Source organism: Geothrix sp. SG200, assembly GCF_022808935.1.
Classification (GTDB): Bacteria; Acidobacteriota; Holophagae; order Holophagales; family Holophagaceae; genus Geothrix; species Geothrix alkalitolerans.
Genome location: NZ_JAKZFR010000007.1, coordinates 100,885 through 114,627 on the forward strand (window position 1 = coordinate 100,885; position 13,743 = coordinate 114,627).

The following is a 13,743-nucleotide window of genomic DNA, read 5'->3' on the forward strand; positions in this document are numbered from 1 at the left end:
CCCGAGGCACGACACCACCTCCCGGCTGGAGGACGGCGCCGTGCCCCGGGGAACCGGCTCAGTCGCCGCCGCCCGAGCCCCCGCGCGCCTTCCACTGGAACTGGTGGGGCCACTTGGCCTGCTGGGTGACGTCCTGGAATCCCGTGTGGCAGATGTTGCAGGCGGAGGGCTGGTTGTCGCCTGCGGCAGTGTGCTTGTGGGCGAACTCGCTGAAGCCGCCCCCCCGGTTGGAGCTGTGGCAGGCAGCGCAGCTGGCGATGGCCTTGGCCTTGCCTTGGTACTGGATGGCCTGGGCGTTATCCGAAGGCTGGGAGGTGGGCACCATCGCGTGAGGGCTGCCGTGGCAGGCGGAGCAGTAGAGGTTGCCGTGGCCCCGCGCGTTCCGGTAGAGCGCGGAACCCGTATCCACCTCGGCGACGCCGCTGTGGCAGGTCGCGCACTTGGGCTCGCTGGCCCAGGGCACCCGGGCACCGCTCTTGATGGTGTTCGCGACGTTGGCCATGTCCCCGTGGCAGGTGGTGCAGTTCCCGTCGGCCGCGGTGTGGGCCAGGCTCCGGTTGCACTTGGTGGTGGCGCCGGGATGGCAGTCGTAGCAGGCGGCGCCGCGGGTGGCGTGGAAGCCGTGCACGGCCTGCGAGAGGTACATCCCCGAAGAGCCCGGCCCGGAGGTGCCGAGGGCCGGACTGCCATGGCAGCTGGCGCACAGCACGGGCTTGGTCGCGAAGAGCTGGGTGCCGTGGGCCGCATCATGCTTCCGGAGCACCTCGTTCAGGGCGTCGGCGCCGTGGCACTTCGAGCAGCTGATCTCATCCGAGGTGGGCACCGTGGTCGTGGTCTGGGCCACCACCTTGCCACTGGTGTCCTTCACCGTGATCTCGCCCACCTGATAAGGGTTCCACACGCCCCTGTCGTCGATGGGCGTCAGCGGAATGCCCGAGGCCAGGAAGTGGTCGCCCTTGGGCAGCATGGTCCCGGAAAGGCCATTGTTCACAGCCGGATCATCGAGGTTGAGACCCTTGTCCGCGGGAAGGGACACGCCGAACAGCTTCTGCATGTTCGTCCAGAACTGCCCGAAGCTCCCCTTGGTCGAGGACTTGGTGTTGTTGAGGATCCGGTAGCTCACCGTGACGCCGGAGGTGACGGGCTGGGGCGGGTTGCCCCGCTTCACCACCTGGGCCACCACCGTGTTGTAGGGGGGCAGAATCACCGCGGCGTCATAGCTGGGGTTCAGACAGTGCATGCCGAGGTCGTTCCAGGCCAGCACCACGTAGGCGGAAGAACCGGTCCGGTTGGGCAGGGCCCTCTGTTCCTGAGTCGGCGCGGCGGAGGTCGCCGGGGCGTCCGGCTTCGAGCCGCCGCAGGCGGCGATGAGGCCTGCGAGCGCCAGGGCCGACGCGGCGCCGGCGAGGGTCTTGAAGGCAGTCCGAGTCATGGGTCCTCCCAGGAAGAGGTGGAGCGTGAGGGGGATGGACGCCCAGGAAACGAAAAGCCGCGGACGCCGGGATGACCGACGGTACGACCTGCGTCACGGTTGCGCCATATGACTTAAATCACATATTATTATATAGTTACAACTGCCGAACCCGACCTAGCACCTTGGGCCTACCGGCCCGGCCCCATTCGTTCTGTCCCGCTTCCCCAGTGCTAGTCTTGTGTCATGACGAAGATCTACTACGCCGGCCAGGATGTGGATGCCCCCTGCGGGCGCTGCGGCGGCGAGACCCGCCACCAGGTCCTGACCGTGACCAACGGCGTGCCCGACAAGCTCATCTGCGGAAACTGCAGGTCCGTGCACAAGTTCCGCGCGGCCAAGCCCGAGCCCCTGCCCCGCGCCCCCCGGATTCCCGCGGCCGCCAAGGCCGGCGGGCCCCGGCCCGGCTCGCTGGTGGCCCAGTTCCAGGAGGCCGTGGCCCGCGAACAGGGCGGGGCCCAGGCCCGACCCTACTCGGTGGCCGAACGCTGGGAGGAGGGCGCCTGGATGGACCATCCCGCCTTCGGCCTGGGGCGCGTCCAGCGGCGCATGGGCCGCAAGGTGGACGTGCTCTTCAAGGACGGCCTGAAGACCCTGGTCAGCGCATGACCCAGGATGCCCTCCTCGAGACCAGCTCGCCCGCGCTGCGGGAGCTGCGCTTCGCGGTGCTGGACCTGGAGACCACGGGCGGGAGCCCCAAGGCCCGCTGGGGCAAGGACGGGCGGTTCATCCAACCCTCGGAGATCACCGAGGTGGGCATGGTTCGCCTCTCGGGCCCGGTGGTGGAGGACCGCTTCTCCAGCCTGGCCGCCATCCAGGGCTTCCTGCCGGAGGAGATCCAGCGCCTCACGGGCATCAGCCTGCCCATGCTGGCGGGCGCGCCCCCCTGGGAGCAGGTGGCCCTGAAGCTGGCGCCGAGGCTGGAAGGCCGCGTCTGGGTGGCCCACCACGCCCCCTATGACGGCAGCTTCCTCAAGGCCTGGCTGCCCGAGGGCATCTGGCGGCGCCACCGCCTCGTGTGCACACGCCTGCTGGCCAAGAAGCTCATCCCCGAGCTGCCCCGACGCAGCCTGGCGGAACTCTGCGAGTTCCTCGGTATCACGAACACCCGGGCCCACCGGGCCCTGCAGGACGCCGAGGCCACCGCCGAGGTGCTCCAGCATCTGCTGCAGCGCGCGGAGGACCGGGGCATGGACGGCGAGGCCTTCCTCGCCGCCGGCGAAGTGGCCTGGAACAAGGTCTGACGGGCTACTGGATGATCTTCTTCGCCTTCTCGGCGGAGGCCTTGGCGTAGTAGGCGCAGACCCCCTTCTTGGCGTCGGGCGCGATGCCGGCGGCCTTGAAGGCCTCCTTGAGCTTCTTCTCGGGCACGCCCAGATCCTTGGCCCAGGCCGACGCCGTCTTCAGATCCTCCGCCATGGGAGCCTCCCTCCGGCCCCCGGGCCGGCTCCCGAAGGATAGCGGTACACTCCCCGCATGGATCTCACCCGCTTCCTCGATCTCGTCCGCACCCAGGGCTGGCAGGGCTGGTCCCTGTGGGCCGTGCTGCTGGCCCAGGCCCTGCTCTGGGTGGGGCTGGTGCGCCTGCACCTCTCCCTCCACCGCGAGGAGGCGCCCTGGGAGGAGTGCATCGGGAAGATCCGCAGCGCCTTCCTCCGCAAGCTGAACGGCGAAGAGGAGATCCAGGAGCTGAAGGTGCACCGCTACGCGCCCCTCGTGGACCAGCTCCTGGCCCTGCACTTCGCCGAGGAGAAGAGCGACCGCTTCGACCGCTGGCTGCTCCTGCGCTGGAAGGTGAAGGAGGGGCTGCGGCCCTTCTGGATCCGTTGGGGGCACCTCATCATCGCCTTCGGCGCGGTCACCTGGTTCCTCCAGGGCCTGCGCCTGGACCTGGGCACGGAGGTGCTCAAGCGCACGCCTGTGGATCCGCGCATCCTCTGGGTCTGGCTGGGCTACGCCATGATCCTCGCCTGGAAGATCGTGCGCCTCCACGGCAACCTCGAGCGCGTCCAGCGCAGCCTGCTGCTGCCCCGGCGGGACGAGTAGCGCCATGCCCTTCCTGATCCAGCCCTTCCAGGCGGGCCTCGAGGACCAGGTGCTCGACCTGATCCTCCCCATCCAGCAGATCGAGTTCGGCGTGCCCATCACCGCCCGGGACCAGCCGGATCTGGCGCGGATCCCCGAGGTCTACCAGGCGGGCCGGGGTGGATTCTGGGTGGGCCTCGCGGAGGGCCATGTGGTGGGGACGCTCGGCCTCATCGATTTCGGAAGCGGTGGCGCCCTGCGGAAGATGTTCCTCCACAGGGATCATCGCGGCAGCGGGCTGGCCCAGGCCCTGCTGGACACCCTGCTCGACCACGCCTGGAACCACGCCATCCCGGGCCTCTGGCTGGGCACCCTCCCCCACATGGGGGCCGCCCACCGTTTCTATGAGCGCAACGGGTTCCAGCGCACGGAGCCGGAGGAACTGCCCCCGGACTTCCCTCGCATGCCCGTGGATACCGTGTTCTACACCTTGGACCTCCCCCGTGCGACGCGGTGAGGCGGCCCGGCGCCTTGGCCTTCGGGCCGAACGGCTGACGCTCTGGCTGCTCTGGGCCCGGGGCTGGGACCTGGTGGCCTGGCGGCAGAAGCTCGGCCGCTACGAGCTGGACCTGCTCCTGAGCCGCGGGCCGGAGCTGCGCCTGCTGGAGGTGAAGGCCCGGCGGCCCGGCGCCTGGGTGGGCGCCGACACGGCCCTGGAGCCCGAACAGCGCCTGCGTCTCCAACAGGCCTTCCGCGCCTGGCTCGACCGGGTGCCCTGGCCCGGGCAGGTCACCTTCCAGCGGGTGAGCTGGGCCGGCCTGCGGTGCCGCTTCCATCCGCCGGAGCGCTGGGACGCCCTCAAGCTCCGGCCCTGAGGCCACCCGGAACCTGCGCTCCGGGCGCCCGGCTCCGGGACCCGGTCCCCGTGGCACAACCCTCGCCCCACACCCACCGGGTGTCGGTATGTTGACCTTCCAGGACTGTCTGCTTCCATCACGGGCCCGCTCGGCCCGTCGGTCGGGCTCAGCCGCCTTCGGCCTTCCGCCGGAGCAGGCCGGGGCGTCCGCATGAGCGACCACCCGGTTCCCCGGCTCCGCAGCCTTCCTCTGGGCCAGGGCAGCGAGGCGCCCATGTTCGCCGCCCGGGTCGTGGCCATCACCTCCGGCAAGGGCGGGGTGGGGAAAAGCAACGTCACCGCCGGCCTGGCCATGACCTTGGCCCGGCAGGGCCAGCGGGTGGTGGTCATGGATGCCAATTTCGGCCTCTCCAACCTCGACATCCTCCTGGGCCTCTCGCCTAAGTACACGCTGGAGCACGTGTTGCGCGGCGAAAAGGTGTTGGAGGAGATCCTCGTCCAGGGACCGATGGGTGTGCAGATTCTGCCCACAGGCAGCGGCCTCCAGGAGCTGACCCGCCTCGACACCTTGAGCGAGCTGCGCCTGGTCCAGGGCCTCCAACGGGTGGCGGAGACGGTGGATTGGCTGCTGATCGACACGGCCGCCGGCATCCACGAATCGGTCCTCAAGCTGCTCCTGGCGGCCCAGGAGGTCATCCTCGTGGCCACACCCGAGCCCACCAGCCTGGTGGACGCCTACGCCATGGTGAAGGTGCTGCACCTGCGCGAGCCTTCGAAGCCGCTGTGGCTGCTGGTGAACAACGGCCACAGCGCCGACGAGGCCCAGGAGACCATCGACCAGCTCCAGGAGGCCACGGAACGGTTCCTGGGCAAGCGACTCCAGGTGCTGGGCATGATCCCCCACGATCCCCACATCCTCCAGGCGGTGCGCCAGCAGCGAGGTGTAGTGGAGCTCTTCCCAGACTGCCCCGCCGCCCGGGCCTTCGGCGTCATCGTCCGGCAACTGCTGAGTCAAACGTCCTTGCAGGTCGGGGACTTTGCGGCATTCTGGAAGCTGCCCGCGCCCGGTGACGCACCCTAGGAACTTGGATGGTCGTGATTCCTGACCATGAGCCTCCCGATTTCGGTCCATCGACCGATGACGAAATCGCCCGCGCCATGGCGTCGGCCCCCGCCGCCCTCCGCCCCTGGGCGGCCCTGCTGGCGGCCAGCGAGCGGGCGAAGGAATCCGAAGCCTCCACCGCCGAGGACGACGGCGAACCGGAAGTCTTCGACCGGGACAACCGCGAGCAGATCATCAAGGACTACGTGCCCCTGGTGAAGTTCGTGGCCCACCGCATCGCCTCGCGCCTACCCTCCCACGTGGAGCTGGACGACCTCATCAACAGCGGCATCCTGGGCCTGATGGACGCCATCGAGAAGTTCGAGCCCACCCGCAACATCAAGTTCAAGACCTACGCGGAGCTTCGGATCAAGGGCGCCATCCTGGACGGCCTGAGGGATCTGGACTGGGTTCCCCGCAGCCTCCGGCGGAAGAAGAAGGACATCGAGACCGCCTACCGGCTCATCGAGCAGCAGAAGGGCCGGGCGGCCTCGGACGAGGAGGTGGCGCACCACCTGGGCATTCCCCTGGACGAGCTGCACAAGAACCTGGATGAGCTCAAGGGTGTCACCCTCGGCACCTTCGTGGAGGCAGGCGAGGACGGTGAAGGCGAAAGCCTCATCAGCTTCGTGCCGGATCCGGACGCGGAGGACCCCCACCAAGTCTTCCAGACCGCGGAGATCAAGGACATCCTCCAGTCGGCCATCGAGGGGCGTCCCAAGAAGGAGAAGTTCGTGGTCCAGCTCTACTACTTCGACGAGCTGACCATGAAGGAGATCGGGATCCTCCTGAACATCACGGAATCCCGGGTTTCCCAGCTGCACACCAAGGCCATGCTGCAGCTCCGCAGCAAGCTGCTGGAGAAGCAGATCCGGGGGTGACGGGGCCCGGCGTGGCGCTGGCGCCACAGCCTGTGGTTCCGGGCCCACCGCAGCCCGTGGCCCTCCCACCACATTGGTCCGGCTGGTCGTGCGCGCTAAGGTGAACGCGGATTGGAACGGAGGTCGACATGTGCGGCATCGTCGGATACATCGGCCAGCAGGGCGCGGCGGGCATCCTGGTGAACGGCCTGAGAAGCCTGGAATACCGGGGCTATGACAGCGCGGGCGTGGCCCTGTCGGACCCCAAGGATGGCTTCCGCGTCATCCGGGCCTCGGGCAAGCTGGCCAACCTCGCGCAGAAGGTGGATCTGTCGGATCCCACGCCCCTGGGCATCGGCCACACCCGCTGGGCCACCCACGGCCGGCCCACGGAGGAGAACGCCCATCCCCACCGCAGCAGCGACGGGCAGGTGGTGGCCGTCCACAACGGCATCTTCGAGAACTTCCTGGAGCTGCGGGCCGAGCTGAAGGCCGCCGGCGAGACCTTCCGCTCCGAGACGGACACCGAGTGCTTCCCCGTCATGGTGTCCCACCTGATGAAGCACGGCATGACCTTCCCCGAAGCCTTCCGCGAGGCCGTGGGCCGCATGCGGGGCATCTATGCCCTGGCCTGCCTCCAGGCCTCGGACCAGGATCGCATCCTCGCCGCCCGCAGCGGCCCCCCGCTGGTGCTGGGTCTGGGCGAGGGCGAGACGTTCCTGGCCTCGGACGTGGTGCCCCTCCTGCCCCATACCCGACGCGTGATCTTCCTGGAGGACGGCGACCTGGTGGAGCTGACCCGCGAGGGCGCCCGCATCTTCCGCCTGGACGGCAGCGAGGCGCACCGCCCCGTCCACACCATCCCCTACGATCCCATCGCCGCAGAGAAGGGCGGCCACAAGCACTTCATGCAGAAGGAGATCTTCGAGCAGCCCCAGGCCCTCTCAAACACCCTGCTGAACCGGCTCCCCCTGGATGCCGAAGCCATCCCCCTGGACCTGCCCTTCAGCGCCGAGGAGCTGGCGGACCTCAACCGCATCCACATCGTGGCCTGCGGCACCAGCTGGCACTCGGGCCTGGTGGGCAAGTTCCTCATCGAGCAGCTCAGCCGCGTGGCCGTGGAAGTCGACTACGCCAGCGAGTACCGCTACCGCGAGCCCGTGATCCAGCCGGGCACGCTCCTCATCGGCATCACCCAGAGCGGCGAGACCGCCGACACCCTGGCCGCCATGAAGGAGGCCGCCGCCCGCGGCGCCCGCACCCTGGCCGTCTGCAACGTCATGGGCTCCACCGCCACCCGCCAGGCCGAAGCCACCATCCTGACCCACGCGGGCCCGGAGATCGGCGTGGCCTCCACCAAGGCCTTCACCACCCAGCTCGCCGTGCTCACCCTGCTGGCCCTGAAGCTGGGCGAAGCCAAGGGCACCGTGGATGCCGTGCTCAAGGCGGAACTGCTCCAGGGCCTGCGGGAGCTGCCCGCCCACCTGGAGCGCCTCAACAGCCTGGAGCCCCAGATCATCCAGTGGGCCCAGCGCTGGAAGGACGCCACGGACTTCCTCTACCTGGGCCGTGGCCCCTGCTATCCGATCGCCCTGGAAGGGGCGCTGAAACTGAAGGAGATCTCCTACATCCACGCCGAGGGCTACCCGGCCGGCGAGATGAAGCACGGCCCCATCGCCCTCATCGACAAGACCCTGCCCGTGGTGGCCCTTATGCCCCATGACGCCCACCGCGAGAAGACCCTCAGCAACCTCCAGGAGGCCGCGGCCCGCGACGGCCGCATCCTGGCCCTGGTCACCGAGGGCGACACCGGGCTCACGGGCATCGCCGAGGACGTGCTGGAGCTGCCCGCCGTCCACCCCTGGCTGGCCCCCATCGTCTACGCCGTGCCCCTCCAGCTGCTGGCCTACCACATCGCGGTCTTGAGAGGCTGCGACGTGGACCAGCCCAGGAACCTGGCCAAGAGCGTCACCGTGGAGTGAGGTTATGGCCCTCCCTGCCGGGGGCCCGGCGCCGCAGGCTCCCCCGGAGCCTGCTCTGCCACCCGGCGGTCGGTCCGGCTGCGACGTGGGCCAACCGCGCAACCTGGCCAAGAGCGTGACGGTCGAATAGCCAGGCCCGAAGTTCCAGGAAAGTCACAGCGCCCGCCAGGGCCCGGACCCATCCTCACCTGTGGACGGGTGTCCCCTGGATGGAGGCTGCCATGGCCGCCCACTTCCTCCGCCGCCACGACTTCACGCACGACCCCTCGATCGATTGGCTGCTGATCCTGATCGGGGCCCTGTTCGCCTGGCTCTTCTGGCCGGCCGCCCACGTTCACCATTGACCCTTTCCGGAGGGTTTGGATGGCGCTGGGCAAGTTCGCGACCCATGTTGGGCATGGACCGTGGTCCTCAGGATCGGAGGTTCCCATGACCACCCACGCCCACCCCCATCCTCATGGCCATCCCCACGTTCATCCCCAGGTGCCCCTCGCCCGGTTCACCCTGGATCATCCCTACGCCGCCGAGTGGACCCTGGTGATCCTCGGCACCGTGGCCGCCCTGCTGCTCTGGTACTGGAACCGCTGACCCCCGCCCCGCCTGGAGGCTCGACAGCCGCCCCCGTTCCGCTAAGATAGAGCTTCGCGCTGGCGCGTAGCTCAGGGGTAGAGCACTACCTTGACACGGTAGGGGTCGGCGGTTCGAGACCGCCCGCGCCAACCACTGAAGGCCGCTGACAAGCGGCCTTTTCTGTATCTCCAATCGGGCGGTCTCGGACCGCCGAGAAAGTCCGGCGGGCAGCTAGGGGCCCGGCGGAGGCGCTCCAGTGGAGCGCCGGAGACGATCAGGCCCCGTGCCCAGCCGGACACATGCTGACTCGGGGCTCCGCCCCTCGCCCTTCGGGCGGCAATCCGCTCTGCGGATTCCGTCCTATCCTCCCTCCGCTCCGCTGCGGTCGAATGGTCGAGACCGCCCGCGCCAACCACTGAAGGCCGCTGACAAGCGGCCTTTTCTGTATCTCCAACCGGGCGGTCTCGGACCGCCGAGAAGCAGCGGCGGCCCGGTAGCGGCCCGGTGGAGACGCGCCCGTGGCGCGTCGGAGCCGCTTGGCCGCGGGGCCAGCCGCGCGCCGGTTCGAGACCACCCCGATGAAGCGCTGTGGACACTTGGGCAGTCAGGCCCGGCTCATGGCCTGGCCGTTCTTCGCGATGACCTTGTCGGCAGCGGCCTGGATCTGCCCACGGGACTCCGCGTCATGGAGACCGGTGGCCAGGTCGCGGAGCGCCAGCGCGATGAGGATCTGGGTGGTGGGACGCTTCCCCCACTCGGGATCCTCCCAGTGGCCATGGAACCAGTCCGTCAGGCGAAGCAGGAAATCCAGGGCGGCTTTGGACAGCATGGGGTCCTCCTGAAACCGGGTTGCCTGGGGGCGCCGCCATGGCCGCAACCCGTTCGCGACAGCGGCGATCGAAGGACTGGGTCATCCAGGACCGTGCGAATGGCCATGGAAGAACCCGAAACGAGGGTCGTCAATATGGGCCGCGACTCATCCTCATGCAGAAAAAAGAGGTGAACGGTTGATTTTGGCGGCCGAACGGTGATCTCCGCACCAGGCAGCCCGCCCCACCCGGACACAATGCTCAGCCCTCGCGACCCGTCAGGGCTTCGCCCCGGCGGTCGCATGGCATGACCTCCTCGCCGGGGCCCGACTCCGTGGATCCCCACCAGGCAGCCCGCCCCACCCGGACACGATGCTCAGCCCGACGGGGGCCCCGCTCGGAACGCTGCCTCGCAGCGTCCCTCGCGACCCGTCAGGGCTTCGCCCCGGCGGTCGCATGGCATGACCTCCTCGCCGGGGCCCGACTCCGTGGACGACATCAAGTCGTCCACTCCGTCACCCGGCGGTCGGTCAGAACTGGAATCCGGCCGAGATCAGCAGGCTCTTGAGCTGGGTGTCGCGTTCGTCCTGGGTGCGCGGGCGCCCCATGATGCGCTTCCAGTCGGCGGCGTACTCGAGCTTGAGGGGGATGCCCAGCTTCAGGATCAGGCCCACCCCGAGGGTGGTGCGGAGAGGCGGGAAGGAGGGCGGAATCCGCTGGAGGGTGACGGGATCGGTCTCGGCGGTGAGGCTCCGGTAGACCTGGCCGCTGTCGAGGAAGACCTCGGCCCAGACGCTCTGCATGCCGAACAGCGGAAAGCGGTACTCGAGGTTCACGACCGCCAGCCCCTGACCTCCGAGCGGGATGGGTTGGGGCAGCAGGTTGCCCAGGGAATCCGTGCGCCGGACGTCGCCCAGCATGTCCGGCTCCACGCCACGCACCGTGAAGGACCCCCCGCCGAAGAACCGCTCAGACAGCGGCAGGTCCTTGGCCGATTGCGCGGTGGGACGGGCCAGCCCCAGCCGGACGCTGGCCATGACCACCCCGTTCTCCGCATGGAAGCCCATGGGCCAGTTCCATTGGTGGCGCAGATCCAGCTTCACGAAGCTGCTGTTGATCGAGGTGCCGAAAACCTGGTTCGCCAGTTCCAGCCGGCCGAAGAAGAAGGTCCCCTGGGTGGGATCGAAGGGCTTGTCCCGGCGGTCCACGACCACCTGCAGGTAGGGGGCCGAGATGATGCTCCGGGCCGGCGTGCGCGCCAGGAGGAAGAGATCCTGGTCCGCGAGCAGGGGCACGCCGTTGCTGTCGGTGTTGGAGGCCACCTCCACGCGCTCGAAGCGGTAGCCGAGCTGCACGGATTGCACGGGGCTGATCTTCCACTCCAGGCTGGGCGTGAAGCGGCGCCGGCGGGCGAAGAAGGCCGCCTGGGCCTCCTCGATGTAGGCGCCCTCCGCCCGGAAGCGTGTGCGTGGGGCCAGCAGCGTGTCCAGCGAGCCGGGGAGGAACCATGGGTCGGTGTAGCCGATGCTGTAGCTGTCGACGGATCGCTTGATCTCACCCGTCGGGAAGGCCTTCCGCAGGAAGGGGCTGTCCAGGGTCTGGTCCCCGGCCCGCAGACCGAAGTCGAGGGCCCGGCCCATGCCGCCCACGTTGAGGCGTTGGGCATTCAAGCCGAAGTGGTAGCCCTGGGTCTTGTCGTAGCCGAAAGATTCGGTGAACACCCAGGGGCTGCGTTCCTGGAGGCGCAGGGCCAGATCCCCGCGCTCCCAGGGCTGGCTCTCCTGGCCCGGAAGGTCCTTCATGGTGAGCAGGTCCACCCGCTGGAAGGCCCCGAGGCCGCCGAGCTGGACCTGGCCCTCGTCCAGCTTCGCCGGGTTCAGGGGAATACCCGGGGCAAGCCCCGATTCGCGCAGCACCGCCTCGGCGCGGGTCCGGTCGCTGCCCTGCACGACCAGGCGGCGCGTGCGGTCGAGCGGCTGGGCGGGCACCTGGATGCGCACCACGGGGTGGATCTCATCGTCCTCGAAGGAGATCTTGGCCTGCGGGTTGGCCGATCCCACCGAAGAGAGGCGCTGGCGGAGGTCGGAGACCACCAGGGCCAGATCGTTGCGCACCAGGGGCAGCGAGGGTTTGAAGGTCAGGCGCGCGCCCTCGGGCGTGGTCTCGAGGGTGCCTTCGAATCCCTGGAGGTTCCTCCGGTCCGACCGGTAGCGTGGGGTGCCCCGGACGGACACCGGGTGGTCCGCCAGCGCGAGCAGCAGACTCCGTTCCAGGCGCTCCCTGGGAAAGGCGGGATCGGACGGAAGCTCCAGCACGAGGGCATCGAGGAACCGCCGGGATCCTTCTCGGATGATGAGGCGCACGTCCACCACGCCACCCTTCCCGACTTCGACGCGACGGCGGACCTGCACCTCGGGGAATCCGCGCTGGAGGTAGTGGGCCGTGAGGCGGTCCTCCAGAGCCTTCATGGCCTCGGATTTCGCGTGCGGCGGCAGGAAGAGGAACCGCTTGGGAAGACTCACGGCCCGCGACAGCTCCGCATCGGACAGCTCGTGGTTCCCCTCGAAGCGCACGGTGCCCAGGACGCGCCTGGGACCGGTCTCCACCGTGTAGGTGATGGTCACGGCCTCGGGCCGCTCGGCAGTTCCCGCCGTCACGACGCGCTCGTGGGACACCTTGACCTCGGGATAGCCCTGGTCCCGGTAGTAGGCGGCGATCCGCCCGTCTCCCTCGTCCAGCACGCTCGGCGAATAGCGCTCGGCCCGGGCCAGGGGAACGAACTCCAGCAGCCGGGGGCGCCCCCAGAGCACGGGGCCGAGCAGGTCCATCCCCTTGGCCTTCAGGGTGACCTTCGGTCCTGGCTTGATCTCCAGCACAAGGACGCTGCCCTCTCCGTCCGCGGGCGCGAGGCGGATGGAGCCCTCCATGCGGCGGTCCTTCACCAGCCGCTGGCGCAGGCGCCGCTGGGCCTCCCGCTGGACGATCGGGGTCCAGTGCGTGCGACCGGGCGTGATGCCCGCGACCTTCAGCAGGTATTCCCGTGTGTACGGTGCCGGATCGCCCTCCAGGCGCACCTCCTGGATGAGCCGCGGGGCCCCGAGGCTGAGGATCAGGTGAAGCTGCCGGCCCCCCTCGTCCACCACGGCCTTCACATCGGCCTGCCGGTACCCGGCCTCCCTCAGGCGCTGTTCAACGCCGCGTTCCAGCAACACCAGGCGCTGGGGCCCCAGCCGCTGCCCCTTCCGCACGTCCGGCAGGAGGGTCTTGCGCAGGTCGGCTGGCAGAGGATCCCCCTCCCAGCGCCAGGTCTCCATGGGCAGCAACGGGTCCAGGCGCAGGAGCACCTCGCCGTTCCCGCCGAAGGTCCCTTCCACCGTGCGGTAGCGATCCACCAGGCGCACGGCGGCCAGGGCCTGCTGGAAGGTCGCCGGATCCACCATCTGCCCGGGCTTCAATCCCAGGGCGGCCTGCGCGAAGCGCTGGTCATCAGCGCTTCCCCCCTCGATCCGGATCGTCGTCACCGCGCGGGCGGACGCAGCCTCCTGACCCACGAGGGGAGCCAGGGCCAGGAGGCTGCACCCGAGGGCGGCGCGGGGACGCACCGCCTCAGAATCCGGCCAGGGCCTCTTCCTCGGTGTCCTTCACTTCGAAGACCGAGTGCAGGCTGGTCATCTTGATGAGGCTGAAGATCTTGCCGCTCATGCCGCAGATGCGCAGCTCGCCGCCCTTGCCCTTGATGGAGGTGTAGCAGCCCACCAGCTCGCCCACGCCTGAGGAATCCAGGTAGCTCACTTTGCTGAAGTTGATCACGATCTTGCGGGAGCCATTGGTAAGCGAGGTGCGGACCGCTTCGCCCAGTTCCTGATCGCCATCACCCAGGGTGATCTTTCCCTCGGGGTATAGGATCAGCACGTCGTTGTGATTGCGTGAGTTCATGATCATGAGAGCCTCGGGGTGAGGGGCCAGTGTAGCAAGCCTTCCAAGGCTCAGCGCAAGCCCACGGGCGCATGGAATCCTCCGGCATGGGGCGGCCCCGGGCCTCCAGCACTGTCCCGGGCCGGGCCCGGA

The 13,743-nt window shown here is 69.0% G+C and carries 15 protein-coding genes and 1 tRNA gene; 11 read left to right on the forward strand and 5 right to left on the reverse strand.

From position 1 onward, the window contains the following. Positions 1-58 precede the first annotated feature (58 nt). Positions 59-1,432: a cytochrome c3 family protein gene (locus tag ML539_RS13735; RefSeq protein WP_243324786.1), complete on the reverse strand. Its 1,374-nt coding sequence runs from the start codon at positions 1,430-1,432 to the stop codon at positions 59-61. Positions 1,433-1,657: 225 nt separating this feature from the next. On the opposite strand from ML539_RS13735, the gene ML539_RS13740 reads away from it, so the two are divergent. Both ML539_RS13740 and ML539_RS13745 read left to right on the forward strand, forming a co-directional pair. Continuing rightward, positions 1,658-2,080, forward strand: a complete 423-nt coding sequence (locus ML539_RS13740; RefSeq protein WP_243324788.1) for a hypothetical protein — start codon at positions 1,658-1,660, stop codon at positions 2,078-2,080. Beyond that, on the forward strand, positions 2,077-2,715 hold the full coding sequence (locus tag ML539_RS13745) for a 3'-5' exonuclease (RefSeq protein WP_243294940.1): 639 nt from the start codon (positions 2,077-2,079) through the stop codon (positions 2,713-2,715). The genes ML539_RS13740 and ML539_RS13745 overlap by 4 nt, the downstream gene beginning before the upstream one ends. Before the next feature lie 4 nt (positions 2,716-2,719). On the opposite strand, the gene ML539_RS13750 is transcribed toward ML539_RS13745, so the two are convergent. Further along, the gene (locus ML539_RS13750) at positions 2,720-2,890 is read right to left on the reverse strand and encodes a hypothetical protein (RefSeq protein WP_243324790.1); all 171 of its coding nucleotides are present in this window, start codon (positions 2,888-2,890) and stop codon (positions 2,720-2,722) included. Between the two features lie 57 nt (positions 2,891-2,947). On the opposite strand from ML539_RS13750, the gene ML539_RS13755 reads away from it, so the two are divergent. The 9 genes from ML539_RS13755 (at position 2,948) to ML539_RS13790 (ending at position 9,019) form a co-directional block, all read left to right on the forward strand. Beyond that, positions 2,948-3,517, forward strand: coding sequence for a hypothetical protein (locus ML539_RS13755; protein WP_243324791.1), 570 nt, complete (start codon positions 2,948-2,950; stop codon positions 3,515-3,517). Positions 3,518-3,521: 4 nt separating this feature from the next. Continuing rightward, positions 3,522-4,013 carry a GNAT family N-acetyltransferase gene (locus ML539_RS13760; RefSeq protein ID WP_243324793.1) on the forward strand — a complete coding sequence of 164 codons (492 nt, stop codon included), beginning with the start codon at positions 3,522-3,524 and terminating at the stop codon, positions 4,011-4,013. Further along, positions 4,000-4,371, forward strand: a complete 372-nt coding sequence (locus ML539_RS13765; protein ID WP_243324795.1) for a YraN family protein — start codon at positions 4,000-4,002, stop codon at positions 4,369-4,371. Before ML539_RS13760 ends, ML539_RS13765 begins: the two co-directional genes overlap by 14 nt. Before the next feature lie 192 nt (positions 4,372-4,563). Then, on the forward strand, positions 4,564-5,433 hold the full coding sequence (locus tag ML539_RS13770; RefSeq protein ID WP_243324797.1) for a MinD/ParA family protein: 870 nt from the start codon (positions 4,564-4,566) through the stop codon (positions 5,431-5,433). Positions 5,434-5,510: 77 nt separating this feature from the next. After that, positions 5,511-6,335, forward strand: coding sequence for a FliA/WhiG family RNA polymerase sigma factor (locus ML539_RS13775; RefSeq protein ID WP_243324801.1), 825 nt, complete (start codon positions 5,511-5,513; stop codon positions 6,333-6,335). A gap of 128 nt (positions 6,336-6,463) precedes the next feature. After that, positions 6,464-8,296, forward strand: coding sequence for a glutamine--fructose-6-phosphate transaminase (isomerizing) (glmS, locus tag ML539_RS13780; RefSeq protein ID WP_243324802.1), 1,833 nt, complete (start codon positions 6,464-6,466; stop codon positions 8,294-8,296). 221 nt (positions 8,297-8,517) lie between these two features. Then, positions 8,518-8,640: a hypothetical protein gene (locus ML539_RS15585; RefSeq protein ID WP_279341662.1), complete on the forward strand. Its 123-nt coding sequence runs from the start codon at positions 8,518-8,520 to the stop codon at positions 8,638-8,640. Positions 8,641-8,725: 85 nt separating this feature from the next. Beyond that, the gene (locus ML539_RS13785; protein ID WP_243324805.1) at positions 8,726-8,884 is read left to right on the forward strand and encodes a hypothetical protein; all 159 of its coding nucleotides are present in this window, start codon (positions 8,726-8,728) and stop codon (positions 8,882-8,884) included. Positions 8,885-8,944: 60 nt separating this feature from the next. Beyond that, positions 8,945-9,019: transfer RNA gene (locus ML539_RS13790), tRNA-Val, on the forward strand. Between the two features lie 451 nt (positions 9,020-9,470). On the opposite strand, the gene ML539_RS13795 is transcribed toward ML539_RS13790, so the two are convergent. From ML539_RS13795 to ML539_RS13805, 3 genes are all read right to left on the reverse strand, one after another. Continuing rightward, on the reverse strand, positions 9,471-9,695 hold the full coding sequence (locus tag ML539_RS13795) for a hypothetical protein (RefSeq protein WP_243324807.1): 225 nt from the start codon (positions 9,693-9,695) through the stop codon (positions 9,471-9,473). A 510-nt stretch (positions 9,696-10,205) separates the two neighbouring features. After that, the gene (locus ML539_RS15725; protein WP_243324809.1) at positions 10,206-13,277 is read right to left on the reverse strand and encodes a BamA/TamA family outer membrane protein; all 3,072 of its coding nucleotides are present in this window, start codon (positions 13,275-13,277) and stop codon (positions 10,206-10,208) included. A 4-nt stretch (positions 13,278-13,281) separates the two neighbouring features. Continuing rightward, complete coding sequence (locus ML539_RS13805; protein ID WP_243294925.1) at positions 13,282-13,611, reverse strand: STAS domain-containing protein; 330 nt, start codon at positions 13,609-13,611, stop codon at positions 13,282-13,284. Between the last annotated feature and the right edge of the window lie 132 nt (positions 13,612-13,743).

Excerpts from the sequence above, each read along its gene's own strand:
- glmS (WP_243324802.1), top strand. The coding sequence starts at position 6,464 with ATGTGCGGCATCGTCGGATACATCGGCCAGCAGGGCGCGGCGGGCATC.
- ML539_RS13755 (WP_243324791.1), top strand. The coding sequence starts at position 2,948 with ATGGATCTCACCCGCTTCCTCGATCTCGTCCGCACCCAGGGCTGGCAG.
- ML539_RS13760 (WP_243324793.1), top strand. The coding sequence starts at position 3,522 with ATGCCCTTCCTGATCCAGCCCTTCCAGGCGGGCCTCGAGGACCAGGTG.
- ML539_RS13775 (WP_243324801.1), top strand. The coding sequence starts at position 5,511 with ATGGCGTCGGCCCCCGCCGCCCTCCGCCCCTGGGCGGCCCTGCTGGCG.
- ML539_RS15585 (WP_279341662.1), top strand. The coding sequence starts at position 8,518 with ATGGCCGCCCACTTCCTCCGCCGCCACGACTTCACGCACGACCCCTCG.
- ML539_RS13770 (WP_243324797.1), top strand. The coding sequence starts at position 4,564 with ATGAGCGACCACCCGGTTCCCCGGCTCCGCAGCCTTCCTCTGGGCCAG.
- ML539_RS13745 (WP_243294940.1), top strand. The coding sequence starts at position 2,077 with ATGACCCAGGATGCCCTCCTCGAGACCAGCTCGCCCGCGCTGCGGGAG.
- ML539_RS13735 (WP_243324786.1), bottom strand. The coding sequence starts at position 1,432 with ATGACTCGGACTGCCTTCAAGACCCTCGCCGGCGCCGCGTCGGCCCTG.
- ML539_RS13750 (WP_243324790.1), bottom strand. The coding sequence starts at position 2,890 with ATGGCGGAGGATCTGAAGACGGCGTCGGCCTGGGCCAAGGATCTGGGC.
- ML539_RS13795 (WP_243324807.1), bottom strand. The coding sequence starts at position 9,695 with ATGCTGTCCAAAGCCGCCCTGGATTTCCTGCTTCGCCTGACGGACTGG.
- ML539_RS13805 (WP_243294925.1), bottom strand. The coding sequence starts at position 13,611 with ATGAACTCACGCAATCACAACGACGTGCTGATCCTATACCCCGAGGGA.
- ML539_RS13785 (WP_243324805.1), top strand. The coding sequence starts at position 8,726 with ATGACCACCCACGCCCACCCCCATCCTCATGGCCATCCCCACGTTCAT.
- ML539_RS13740 (WP_243324788.1), top strand. The coding sequence starts at position 1,658 with ATGACGAAGATCTACTACGCCGGCCAGGATGTGGATGCCCCCTGCGGG.